General features: G+C 43.4%; 8 protein-coding genes. 4 read left to right on the top strand and 4 right to left on the bottom strand.

Annotation, left to right across the window (positions count from 1 at the left end; genetic code table 11):
* Positions 1–71: 71 nt before the first annotated feature.
* The gene (locus ABTQ23_RS04165; protein ID WP_408614376.1) at positions 72–1,121 is read left to right on the top strand and encodes an efflux RND transporter periplasmic adaptor subunit; all 1,050 of its coding nucleotides are present in this window, start codon (positions 72–74) and stop codon (positions 1,119–1,121) included.
* A 1-nt stretch (position 1,122) separates the two neighbouring features.
* Positions 1,123–4,257 (top strand): efflux RND transporter permease subunit, encoded by a 3,135-nt coding sequence (locus tag ABTQ23_RS04160; RefSeq protein WP_408614375.1) that lies wholly within the window; start codon positions 1,123–1,125, stop codon positions 4,255–4,257.
* Positions 4,258–4,436: 179 nt separating this feature from the next.
* Here the strand turns inward: ABTQ23_RS04160 and ABTQ23_RS04155 are convergent, their stop codons facing one another.
* From ABTQ23_RS04155 to pdxR, 3 genes are all read right to left on the bottom strand, one after another.
* A complete protein-coding gene (locus tag ABTQ23_RS04155) occupies positions 4,437–4,679 on the bottom strand; it encodes a YciI family protein (RefSeq protein ID WP_408614374.1) in 243 nt (80 codons plus the stop codon).
* Between the two features lie 417 nt (positions 4,680–5,096).
* Positions 5,097–8,270 (bottom strand): HD domain-containing phosphohydrolase, encoded by a 3,174-nt coding sequence (locus ABTQ23_RS04150; RefSeq protein ID WP_408614373.1) that lies wholly within the window; start codon positions 8,268–8,270, stop codon positions 5,097–5,099.
* A 252-nt stretch (positions 8,271–8,522) separates the two neighbouring features.
* Complete coding sequence (gene pdxR, locus ABTQ23_RS04145) at positions 8,523–9,947, bottom strand: MocR-like pyridoxine biosynthesis transcription factor PdxR (protein ID WP_408614372.1); 1,425 nt, start codon at positions 9,945–9,947, stop codon at positions 8,523–8,525.
* 98 nt (positions 9,948–10,045) lie between these two features.
* Between pdxR and ABTQ23_RS04140 the strand changes: the two genes are divergently transcribed.
* A complete protein-coding gene (locus ABTQ23_RS04140) occupies positions 10,046–10,702 on the top strand; it encodes a pyridoxamine 5'-phosphate oxidase family protein (RefSeq protein WP_408614371.1) in 657 nt (218 codons plus the stop codon).
* A gap of 49 nt (positions 10,703–10,751) precedes the next feature.
* On the opposite strand, the gene ABTQ23_RS04135 is transcribed toward ABTQ23_RS04140, so the two are convergent.
* On the bottom strand, positions 10,752–11,642 hold the full coding sequence (locus ABTQ23_RS04135; RefSeq protein WP_408614370.1) for an oxidoreductase: 891 nt from the start codon (positions 11,640–11,642) through the stop codon (positions 10,752–10,754).
* Positions 11,643–12,016: 374 nt separating this feature from the next.
* Between ABTQ23_RS04135 and ABTQ23_RS04130 the strand changes: the two genes are divergently transcribed.
* The gene (locus ABTQ23_RS04130) at positions 12,017–12,967 is read left to right on the top strand and encodes a helix-turn-helix domain-containing protein (protein ID WP_408614369.1); all 951 of its coding nucleotides are present in this window, start codon (positions 12,017–12,019) and stop codon (positions 12,965–12,967) included.
* Positions 12,968–12,981: the final 14 nt, after the last annotated feature.

Genomic DNA, 12,981 nt, shown 5'->3' with positions numbered 1-12,981 from the left:
CGGTTATTGCGTTAGCCGGGTGCAAGCCTAAAATCAATCTTCAATCTAACGCTAACCTGAATGTTGAGGTTATGTCTGCCAAAGTTGCTGATGTCCCTCATTATCTTGATGTCACCGGTCAAGCCAGTGCATATCATCAGATAGATATCGTTGCTAGGGTCGCCGGAACGTTGCAGGCGATTCATTACACCGATGGGCAAAAAGTTGCAGCGGGCCAGTTGTTATTTGAGATTGACCCGGCAACTTATCAAGCGCAACTGAGCCAAGCACAAGCAAGATTAGCACAGGCTAAAGCGACTTATATTAATGCCCAGCAGAGCTTGATTCGTCAGCAAACACTGCTTAAACGGCATGTTACCGCGCAGTCTGATGTTGATGCAGCAATAGCTAATCGCGACAGTGCTAAGGCGCAAATTCAAGCCGCTCAAGCTGATGTTGCGCTCGCTAAACTTAATCTCGGTTATACACGAATCAAAGCGCCTTTTAGCGGCGTGGTGTCTGCTCACCTTGAAGACGAAGGTAGTTTAGTCGGACAAGGTTCTCCAACCAAGTTAGCAACCCTCGTCCAACAGAGCCCTATCTATGTCGATTTCACTCTAGCTTCTGCTGATATCCAGCAAGTTCAAAAGACGCTAGCAGGCAAACCTGTCGATTCACTGTCGGTACTGGCAGGTATAGGCGAACAGACTCATTATCCGCTAGAAGGGTGCTTAGATTACATGGCGCCAAGTGTTGATAATCAAACGGATACTCAAGCATTTCGTGCGGTTTTTGATAATGCGACACATACCCTTCTTCCCGGTCAATTTGTTCGTTTAAGGCTTAAGCTTGGCCAGTATCACAACGCATTATTAGTGCCTAATCAAGCCATTGGTACTGAGCAAAATGGACGTTTTGTCATGGTGGTGAACAAGGATAAAAAAGTCCAGCGCAAAGCCGTTACGGTGATGGCCGGTCCTGCTCACTGGCAGATAATCACCAGCGGACTTAAAAGTAGCGATCAAGTTGTGGTCCGCGGTATGTCTGGTTTGAGATCTGGAATGAGTGTTGAACCTCATCAAACGGATGAGCCGCTAAATCTATTCTCCACTGACAAAGTTTCTCCTGTGGTAGGCAAATAGCATGTTTTCTAAATATTTTATTGAACGTCCCGTTTTTGCCAACGTAATCGCATTGGTCACGGTTTTATTGGGATGCGTTGCATTTATTCAGTTGCCTGTTTCGCAGTACCCAGATGTCGTGCCCCCTACAGTGCAGGTAAGTGCGATGTTCCCTGGTGCCAGCGCTAAAACGGTGATGGAAACTGTTGGCCTGCCCATTGAACAACAGGTCAATGGTGTGCCTGGCATGCTCTACATGCGCTCGACCAGCAGTAGTGATGGTCAATATAAATTAACAGTCACCTTTAAAATTGGTTCAGATCCGGACCAAGATGCCATTTTAATCCAGAATCGACTTTCTGATATCAACGCTAAATTACCTGATGCGGTACAAAATCAAGGGGTGAGCGTTCGTAAACGTTCAACCTCGATACTTGAATTTATTACGCTTTCTTCATCTAAGCCGCAATATGATAGCTTGTATTTGGCCAATTATGCCCGTATTCATCTACAAGATGAGCTATCTCGGGTACCCGGTGTGGGAGACGTCAACATTTATGGTTCTGGGACATACGCCATGCGTGTTTGGCTTGACCCGGATAAGTTAAACGCTGCGGGATTAACGCCTAGTGACGTGATTAAAGCGATTCGTGCTCAGAGTCAAAATGTTGCATCTGGCGCACTAGGTATGCCTCCGCAAATGAGCGAAAACGGTTTTCAATATACTGTCAATGTAGACGGCTCGTTAGATAAGGCCCCTGATTACGGCAATATCATTGTCAAAGCTAGTAGTGATAATGGTGGCCGGCTGGTTCTGGTTAAAGACCTTGGCCGAGTCGAGCTCGGTTCAAATAACTATGGGCAGGTGTTTCGTCTCAACGGTAAACAAACTGCTGCTTTAGCAATTTCACAGCTGCCTCAAGCCAATGCGCTTGATGTGGTTAAAGCCGTTAATCAAAAAATGAAACAGCTCTCAGCGGATATGCCAGAAGGCATCCACTATAGCGTTCCGTTTAATACAACGACCTTTGTGGATGCTGCCGTTCATGAAGTTTATAAAACTCTGATCGAAGCTTGTTTGATTGTTTTTGCGGTCATTTTATTGTTCTTGCAAGATTGGCGAGCAACTTTAGTCCCCGCAACCACTGTGCCCGTGACTATTTTTGGTGCCTTCGCGGCAATGGCTATCTTGGGATTTTCACTGAATATGTCGACGCTATTTGCGTTGGTATTGGTGATCGGGATTGTCATTGACGATGCGATTGTCATTGTTGAGGGAACGGCCAGACATTTAGAACAAGGTTTGTCGGGGCGTGAGGCTGCAATTGCCGCTATGCGCGAGTTATCAGGGCCAATTGTGGGCATTACGCTGGTATTGTTGTCGGTCTTTCTGCCATCTGCCTTTTTACCCGGTTTAACTGGTCGTTTATATGCGCAGTTTGCGTTAGTGATTGCCTCTACTGCCTTAATTAGTGCGATTAATGCTGTGACCTTAAAACCGGCCCAGTCGGCATTATGGATGCGAGCGCCAAAACCTGCTGAACAGCGCCTGTGGGTCTTTCGTTGGTTTGAAAAAGGTTTTGCCAAGCTTGAGCGAGGTTATACCAAGTTGTTGGCGTGTTTGCTTAAACGTCCAATCACTGTTTCTTGTGCTGGGTTAATCTTGGTTGCACTTGCGATTTGGGGCTTGAGCCGTATTCCTTCGGGGTTTTTACCACTTGAAGATCAAGGCTATATGGCGGTGGCAGTTTCACTGCCTGATGGTGCATCTTTAGCTCGCACCGATAAAACCTTGCAACAGGTCGATAAACTGGTACATAAAGTTCCCGGTGTTGATAGTGTTGTAACTGTTGCTGGGGTTTCATTAATTGGCGGCAACTCACCAGAGTCTAGTTCAGGTTTTGCTTATGTTGTGCTTAAACCCTGGGACGAGCGGGGCAAAGCAGAGTCGCTGCTGCCAACGTATTTGGCCCTTCGTAAACAGCTTAGCTATCTTAATGATGGTACTGCTCTGGTTATTCCACCGCCTTCAATCACTGGTATTGGTAATACTGGCGGATTTACCATGCAGGTTGAATTGCGTGATGGCAGTTTTGATTTTCAGCGTCTAAGTAAGGCCGCTCAACAGGTTGCCGATGAGGCTAATAAAGCTGGATTAGCTGGTGTGCGAATGACGTCTAACTTTTCATCGCCACAATATGATTTATCTGTAGATCGGCGCAAAGCAGCCACTTTAGGCGTTAATCTTGACGATATTTTTAGTGTGCTAAATGGTTATTTAGGCTCTTCTTTTGTGAATAACTTTACCCGTTTTGGTCATACCTTTCCGGTATATGTTCAGGCTAAATCGGACGCACGGTTATTAAGCTCACAAATCAATCAATTAAAAGTAAAAAGTGCCAATGGTAAGATGGTGCCTCTTGGGGCGCTGGTTTCATTAAAACCCGAGATTGGTCCATCGTTGATTACTCTCTATAACCTCTACCCAAGTGCCACGATTATAGGGCGGACTCAAAGCAAATTAAGCTCTGGGCAAACTATGGCTTTGATGAGTAAGGTGGCCAAAGAATATCTCCCTCAGGGGATTGGCCATGATTGGACTGATATGTCTTATCAGCAGAAAATTGCCGGAAACCAAATCTATTACGCATTCGCTCTGGCTCTCATTCTTGTCTATTTTGTTTTGGCGGCTCAATATGAGAGCTGGTTTACTCCGCTTGCTGTTGTTTTATCCGTACCTCTGGCTTTGTTAGGAACAACAGGTTTGCTGCTGGCTATCGGTATTGCTAATACCCTCTACACCCAGATTGGCCTTATTTTATTGGTGGCTCTGGCAGCTAAGAACGCAATTTTAATCGTCGAGTTCGCCAGAGACTTACGCCTTGAGGCGCAACTATCTCTAAAAGAGGCCGCATTAAAAGCTGGGCAATTGCGGCTTCGACCTATTTTGATGACATCTTTGGCCTTTATTTTGGGAATGATCCCATTGGTGCTCGCCCATGGCGCGGGTGCTAATGCGAGTAAATCAATAGGGATTTCAGTGGTGAGCGGCATGACGGTTTCAACTATTTTGAGTGTATTTGTTGTACCGGCATTCTTTATTATCTTCCGCGCGATGGAAGAGCGCTGGTATTCTCGCCATAAGCATAAGGCTTAAGGTTATCCTGGCAAAAGGGCCGCATAGTCAAGAAATAGGCTATGTGACCTTTTTCGCATCTGGCTGGGTATCTAATTGATTTGATTAAATTATTAGTGAGATAGCAGGGTAAGGATCTCTGGGATTTTCTGGCTAGATAACTCAGACAATTTGCCAAATAGTGGATCCCATTGTTCAATTCAAAGCGTGGCTATCAGCCCTTCTCTTGCAAATGGGTCGTTATCGACTAATTGGCGAACGTCTTGTTCACTTTGCGCATGAAAAATCAGAAAACCTGCGCGAAGGCTTCCTGTCGTTAATGGCCCCGAGGCGATTAATGTTTTCTGGGCAATTAATGTTTGTAAATATTCAACATGCTCAACGACATGTTCTGCCCACTCAGGACCATCAGGATGTTCCATTTTTACCAGATAAATACTCATAGATGTGTCTCATTTAGTTAGGGACTATGAGTATAAAAAGTTAATCGAGACGAAAAAGGGGATATCAGTTGGGTCACAAACACCTTAAAGATGTGAATACCGTGTCGATACGGCTCTGTTGATAAAAAGCACTGACCAGAGCAAGTCAGGGCTTGTCATTATTGGTAATAAAACCGCTTAAAATCTAAGCACACTGAAAATTAATCAAGCTCAGCGCTTATTGATGATTCGCGATGATATGACATCATGGTGAGGCATTAACAGTGGGCTATGAAAGCGCTTCGCAATTTAATCGAGAGTTTAAACGTTTTTGGAGCGAACCTTTGGAAATGAAAAGCGGCAAATAAAAATAACGGTTGCATTAACCCTCCGACGCAATTCGAACCATTGCGCGCGCTGCATTAAAAAATCCAATAATTATAGATATTTATTGATATCGCATTCGTCATATTGTGCAGGGTCTAAAAACTTATCGGCGTATTTTTTATAAACGCCACTTTGTAGCAGCAACTTGAATACATCAGGATCCAGTTGCTGCTCGTTAACCATCTGGGCGAGAATGTCGAGTGCCTCACTGAGTGTTTTCGCTTTTTTATAGGGCCTATCTGCAGCGGTTAGGGCTTCAAATACATCCGCAACCGCTAGAATTCTTGCCTCTATTGGCAGATCTTCTGCACTCAGCGCTCTTGGATAGCCTGTGCCAATGAGTGTCTCGTGATGTCCTCCCGCAATATCTGGCACTCTGGCAAGTTCTTTAGGCAGAGGTAAAGACTCAAGCATACTAATCGTGGCAATAATATGTTCGTTGATACGAAATCGGTCTTCAGTGGTCAGTGTGCCGCGAATAATCGAGAGGTTGTAAATTTCCCCAATATTAGCGCTGAGAGTTGGAATCGACATTTTGATTTCATCACTCATTTTGTATTTTGGGTTATGCAGCCATTTAAATTTATGCTGTGGCTTATTCGCCAGTAGGTATTCTGTTGCGGGAAGGTCAGCACTAGGGTATTTAGCCGCCTCTTTGGCTTCAAGAGGGGAGAGCCCCAAACGGTCATCAAAGTATCGAGTCCAAGTGATGGAGGCAATCTGGTGAATGCGGGCTATTTTGGCTTCGTCCATATGTTCGCTGCCTACATTACACTGAGCGATGAAGGCGAAATCATCTTGAATCTGCGCCTGTTTTTCTTCAAGTAATGTGTCTAATAATATTTCACTTTTGCCTTTAGCTCGTCCTTTCCAATAATCGATTTGGGCATCGCGCCAGAGCACTTCAAAGCGCGTTCTAATTTCATGGATACGGTTATAAATTGTTTCTAATTTTGTTCCTTTATCAATGATGTGTTCAGGTGTGGTGATCTTGCCGCAATCGTGTAACCAAGCTGAAATTTTAAATTCATATTGTTTACTTTTATCGTCAAAGTCGAAATCTTTAAAGCCTGGTAAATCGCTATGGTTGGCGGCTTGTGCAAGCATGATTGCAAGATCGGGTACACGAGCGCAGTGCTTGCCTGTATAAGGCGATTTATCATCGATAGCTTGGGCAATCAGTTGGATAAATGAATCAAGTAACTTTTGTTGTTGCTCTTGGTGTTTGGCGATGGATATCGTCATGTTATGAAGTGAATTGGATAGTTCATTAATTTCGGTAATGTGGCTTTTTACCCGTTTTAAAGCATTAAACTCGCGATGCTTAATATGACTATTTTGAATAGATAATTGTTTGACTGGCTGCACAATCATTCTAGAGAAGTAAATTAAAATTGGACTCATTAAAATGAGCAGTGACAAAGTTAATAATAATGAGACATATACTTTGACCATATAAGGGCGTTGAATATCTGCAGTTGGGATCATAATCCCAATGTAATTTTGCTCTCCTAAATTGGCTTTCATCTGATGAACATAAATTGTGTAATCCTTATTATCAATTGAAATGCCTTCAGTAATAACATTCGGCGATGTAGCACTTAACTGTTTGGTAAGTTTCGTAAAAATTGTATGAGGAACAACTCCAGCCCAAAGGGCCCGTTTTATTTTTGAGGTTGATGATTCATCGAGCCATTTAGCTTTAAGGTAGGCTCTTTCTTGAGTAGTGATGGCTGCAATAGCTTTATCTAATATACGACGGAGTTGTTGTTGATTCTGATGCACTAAAATAGATAAATTTTGATTGGTGTTTAAAATATGCTCATTAGGTAACTCATAGATATTTACATCATTAATTTCATGAATATCAGTTAAATAGCGTAAAACTTGCGTTGTATCAATGGCTGCATCGGCATGTTTGTCTTGCAGTGCTAATAATTCATCCATGCTATCTTTAACTTCAAGGATATTAATTTTAGGATAGTTTTTTTTAACCAGCTCAACTAGCGCCCATCCTTTGGGAATGGCGACTGTTTTGCCATTAAGCTCCTTCAACGAGGTAATGTTTTTCTCATGAGTTAGAACAGCAATAGCTGTTGTGAGCTTTATATATGGCTTTGTGTAAAGTCCCCAACTTTTTCTATCTGGCGTATTGATGATTGAATGTAAGATATCAATATTTTGTTCTTTAAATAAAGAGGTGAGTTGGCTCCAGTTATAGCCATTGGAAAAGATGATTTTTAGGCCAACTTTTTTAGCAAGTAACTTAACCATATCAACTGAATACCCTTGAGGGGTCCCATTACTTGAAAAATCAAATGGTGGCCAATTTAGCTCACTGGATACAATTAATTTACCAAGGCTATGAATATAGTTTTTTTCCTCATCAGAAAGAGGAATGGGTTTAACTTTTATAAAGGCCGCTTGTTCTGCTAATTTAAGTGAGCTAGTAATGGTATTTCCATCTCGATTAAAGAGAATAGTTTCAGCGTGATTATCCACCCGATTATTTTGTAAATAATGACCCAGCGTATTTAATGAGATATCAGCTGCGATGACATTTTGAGTGCCAGGAATTCGCTTGGCGTAGGTTACCCCTGGTGATTGGGTATTATTAAATAGGTAGGGGGCTGTTTTTATGACAATATCTTTGGCTAGAGCATTGGTATACCACGGACGAACATTTGCATAATAATGGCTGTCATCGCTTTTCTGGTGGTTTAGTTTGAAGTCACTATCGTAGTAGAAGCGCTCCCTTATTCGTCCTTTAGCTGTGGCATGTATATGAATAATAACCCATCGGTCATCATCATTAGCGTCAAGCTGGTGCCTGGCTATGTCACTGCTGTCTAAATTGACCAGTTCATAAAACTCTCCGTTAGGATAGCCCATATACATTGCGTACAAAAATGGGACCTGACGCATGGCTTGCATCATCATCTTTACTAAATTGCGTTTTGCTTGTGAGTCTGTTGATTTTTCGGTTTCTAGGTATTGCGATAACAGCATCAGCACCGCTGTCGCGCGGTTATCAATGGTGTAGATCTCTTTGCTGACTGCTTCAGAAACATGGGTAAATTGTGTTTTAGCCGCATCATGTGCCATTGACTGAGCAAAGTAATATTGTAACCCCAGAGCAACGGCAATAATTAAAACTGATAACGTAATAAATAAAGAGAAAACCGTCACTCTCATACTAAACGCTATATGCTTAAGTTTATGCATCTTCGAATCTCGTATGAATGGGTTAGAACGATGACCGACCTAAGTAATAACTATAGATGAAGATCTTTAACGATTTGATTTAATAGAGAGAAAATTTAGATTCTAAGAGCCGTGTCAATATGGCCGTGACTTGTTGCACCAGTCATAACGATTTATGCGACAGGGCCCACAGAATAACGGCGTACCAAGGTCGGTTTATAGAGCCGGCTGTTGGAGGTTTTAAGCTTAGATTGCGCCAGAGCTAACTTATCGCTAATAGCGATGAAAAATTTCAGCCAACTGGCTGATTTTCGGTGCAATGTCATCGGTGTGAACATTGCCATAACCTAATACGATGGCTTGCCATGAGCGTTCAGTAGGGCTTTGGGGTTCATAAAAACTCATGGGCCGGATTTGGATGCCTCGCGCTGACGCTTGAGCGGTAAACTCTTGTTCGTCAATGCCGTGTTGCCAACGCAGCGTGATATGAAGCCCAGCCGGCTGGCTGATTATTTGTACGCTATTAGCAAAATGGCGTTTGATAGCCTCGCTCATAAGCTGATGTTTAATGTGATAAAGCCTGCGCATTTTTCGAATATGGTGAATTAAATCGCCTTCGCTAATAAAATCTGCCAGCGCTAATTGGGTGTGGATAGGGGAGCTGCCTGTAAGAGCATCTTTGATGCTTAAACACCGCTGAACAAGGCTCGCTGGCACAACTAGATATCCGATTCGAAGGCCGTTAAACATCACTTTGCTAAATGACCCAACATAAATAATACGCTCGGCTTTTCCCATCTCACTGGCAAGCCCTTGCATGCTTGCATAGGGCCGGTGAGCAAATTGAAATTCACTGTCATAGTCATCTTCAATAATCCAGCGCTGCGCTTTGTTTGCCCAGTCGATGAGCGTTAAGCGTTGATTGACATCAAGCGTGGTTCCCATTGGATATTGATTACTCGGCGTAATATAAAGCGCTTGAGCGGCGCTTTTTACAACCTGGCTGACATCAATCCCGCTAAAAGGGTGCACAGGCAGCGCTTGTTCTTTAAGCGCGAGCAAAGTCAGCGCTTTGCGCATTTGTGGGTATCCTGGTTGTTCCATTAACAGTGTTTCACCTTGGCGAAGCGTTGCCATCAAAGCGATACTCAAGGCTTGCTGCGCGCCAGAGGTGATAATAATCTGATTGCTCTGACAATGAACGGAGCGACTCGTTGCTAAATAGCTAGCAATTGCGCTTCTAAGAGTTGCGAGCCCCTGAATATCTTGAATCCCTAATAGCGATGGGCGGGCGCTATGGCGCTGCATGAGCTTTTGCCATTTTCGATGTGGGAAACTTGCCAAATCGGCAATGCCTGTGGTAAAGGCTCGATTACGTTGCTGCTCGTCTATGTCATGAGCGACAGATGGGGAGATAAGTGGCGCAGGGACATAGCGCTCAGGCAGCTCAACCATGACATAAAAACCAGAACCTGGTTGAGAGCGAATATAGCCTTCAGCAACCAGTTGATCATAAACCGCAATCACGGTATTGCGGCTAAGCGTTAATGCCTGGGCAAGCTTTCGAGTTGACGGTAACTTGCCCATCTTCGGCCATAAGCCGCTCACTATTTTTTCACGAATGGCTTGAAACAACCGCTTTTGTGTGGAGCTGTCAGCGTTGGCGAGGGTTAAATCGCCAATATCGATAAGCTGCATAACCGGATCCATAAATAAGTTAAAACTGGTACTCAAATACCATCCAATTTGTATTTATATTGCAATGCAAACCAAATCACAAATGGAGTTTGAGCCTGATGATGTCATCCACCCAACGTAGCAAAATTCGAAAAAGTCCAAAGCGAGCAGTCTTCGATGAGCAAAAGCTCTTTGAAATTATCGATGAAAGCCTATTGGCGCATATTGCGATAATCGAAGAGCATGGACCCATTGTTATCCCAATGCTGGCTTGGCGCTGTGATAGACACGTTTATATTCATGGAGCCAGTAATAGCCGATTGCTGCGAGAGCTAAAACAGGGAAAACCGACCTGCTTAACTTTCAGCTTGTTTGATGGTTGGGTGCTGGCGCGCAGCGCGTTTCATCACAGTGCTCATTATCGCTCGGCCGTCGTGTTCGGGGAGTTTGCAGAGGTTAGTGATGAGCAAGAAAAAAACCAAAAGATGAACCATTTTATTGAGCAGATTGCTCCTGGGCGCTCGATGCAGACCCGCGCAGGTAATCGCCAAGAGCTTGCGGCAACCACGCTATTAAAAATGCCGCTCAATGAAGCGTCGGTCAAAATCAGCAATGGCGAAGTCAACGATGAGAAGGCGGATATGGACCGTGCGGTTTGGGCTGGCTATTTGCCGTATCAAACCAAAGTTGGGCCACTGCAACCAGCGGCTGATTTAACCGACGGCATTGCAACGCCCGATTATAGCAGCGCTTATTTAGAGCGCTGGTATAAATAGCTGGTATGAATAAAAGAAAAGACGCTTGATGCGTCTTTTTCTAGATTGATTAGCCTGGGCCATCGCTTGCGGCAGCGAGCAGCGGTACAACAATGTCGCTGATAGGCGTTGCAATCTGATGGGCGCGACCTCGGCGCTGAATCACACCGTTTCGAATATCCCATTCAAGCGGTTGGTTCGCGAGTCGATCGACTAAGATAGACGTGCCAATATCTGGGGCGTAGCCTTTTAATACGCCAACAATTTCATCAGGAACGCCATCGGTCAGTTTTGCACCTTCAGCGCGGGCCACTTTTAAACATTCGTCCAGATAAGCATACGCCAGCTCAGTGATATCATCTCGAGCAAACATTCCCGCGCGTCGAGTGGTCAGCACCATTAATCCAGCGACTGCATTTTGCAGTAATTTGCGCCAAGCGATAGTGGCAAAATCAGTTGATAGGTCAACACTACAGAGACTGTCTTTAAGCGCATCGGCGATGATCTGGGTATGCGGAGTATCCGGTAGCGTTAGACGCGCTTTTTGCCGAAGCCAGACAGAACCGTCAGGTTCTTTTTGGGCCGGAAACCAAACAACAGAAGGTAACACGCTCGCACCAGAGCTAAGTGGCGAGAGCGATTCTTTTTGCTCGACACCATTTTGCAACGCGCAAACGACTGTGTTTTCATTACACAGTGCTTTTAACCACGGGGCTGCGGCATCCACTTGCGTGGTTTTTACCGCGACAAAAACTAAGTCAACGGGCTGCGTAATTTCATTGGGATCTGTTTTGACAGGTCCAGGGACGACAATATGTTGGCCTTCAAATTTAAGCTCTAAATTGTCTTTAGCCGAGCGTCCACAAATAATCGGGGTATGGCCAACTTCATGCAGTGCAGCTGCAACTGTTGTCCCAATCGCACCAGGGCCAATCAGGGCAACGGTTAGTTTTTCAGGCATTTTTGTCTCCTGTGTAAACCACCTTTAAGGCGAAATTTTTAATTATTAACATTTACTTATACCAGCTTTAAGTGGTTTGCGGTAGCGAATGAAACCGACAAGCAAGTCATTTATTGAATTGAATAGCGAATACTAATTTATTTGTAATTAATAAATTTGGATGACATCGCGTTTGTTTTATTCAGTGATTTTTATTTGCTTGCGTTTTTAGAATTAAAATTGGTCAGTTATGGTGCATCACGCACTGTTTTGGTTAAGAATATTTGTATCATGCGTTTTTAATTATATGATTTTATATGGTTTTTAAAAACTAGGGTTGGTGCGTAATTTGCTTATAACTTTAATATGAGGTTTTGAATCAAGATGATTTAATTATGGAAATTACACACAGTACAGATATGGTAAGCCAAACAGAAAGGTTTAATTTCTGGGAAAGTATTATTTCTGATAATTACGTGCGGATTCATTGTGAGTTAAAAAATCAGGATAATAACCTGTTTAAAGCAAAGTTATCGCAACGAAAATTTGGTGACATCCTACTCAATGATCACCAAATGAATGTATCGATGCGTTACCATAGAGAAGAGAGCGATATTTGCCAAGATCAGCGTCAGGATCTGCAGTTTATATTATTGCTTAGTGGCTTTGGCCAGATCTCTCAAGAAGGTAGAAGCGCAGATATTAATACTGGGGATATGGTTTTATATGATTCATCTAAGCCATTTTTATTAGATTACTCAAATAATCACCGGGCTTTAAATATTAAATTCCCTAAAGAGTTAATTCATAACAATTTGGGAGATATTGAGCCATTTGTTGCTAGAACGGTCAAAGGTAATAGCGTCATGGGAAGTCTCACTCAGTCCATGATGAAAGAGTATGCGGCATTACCTAATTTAGCGACACTCTCATCTGAGGTCAGGTTATCTTCAGCATTGCTTGAGGTTCTATCAACTGCTTTAGATGTTGAATTTGCCGGCCAAATTGATTTAAACCAACGCAAAATCAATCGGCTCAATAGTGTCAAACAGTCGCTGCTTTTGCACATCGGAAACTCTGAGCTGAATGCGACCGCAATAGCGCAGATGAACAATATGACGACACGAACGCTCAATCGGCTGTTTGCGATTGAAGGCACAACCGCGATTAAATGGCTCTGGGAAAAGCGGCTAGAAGAGTCCTATAAGATGCTTCGGGAAGGCAAAGTTAGCCGAGTCTCTGATGTTGCTATTTATTATGGTTTTAATGACTTTTCGCACTTTAGTCGAGCCTTTAAAAAAGCTTTTAATCAAACTCCCAGACAGATTCTTAACCATAAAAAATAAAAACAGATGAAAGC

This window comes from Celerinatantimonas sediminis, assembly GCF_046054195.1.
GTDB lineage: Bacteria > Pseudomonadota > Gammaproteobacteria > Enterobacterales > Celerinatantimonadaceae > Celerinatantimonas.
Note: the sequence above shows the minus strand (reverse complement) of the source record. Positions and strands in the feature narration are given on the sequence as shown.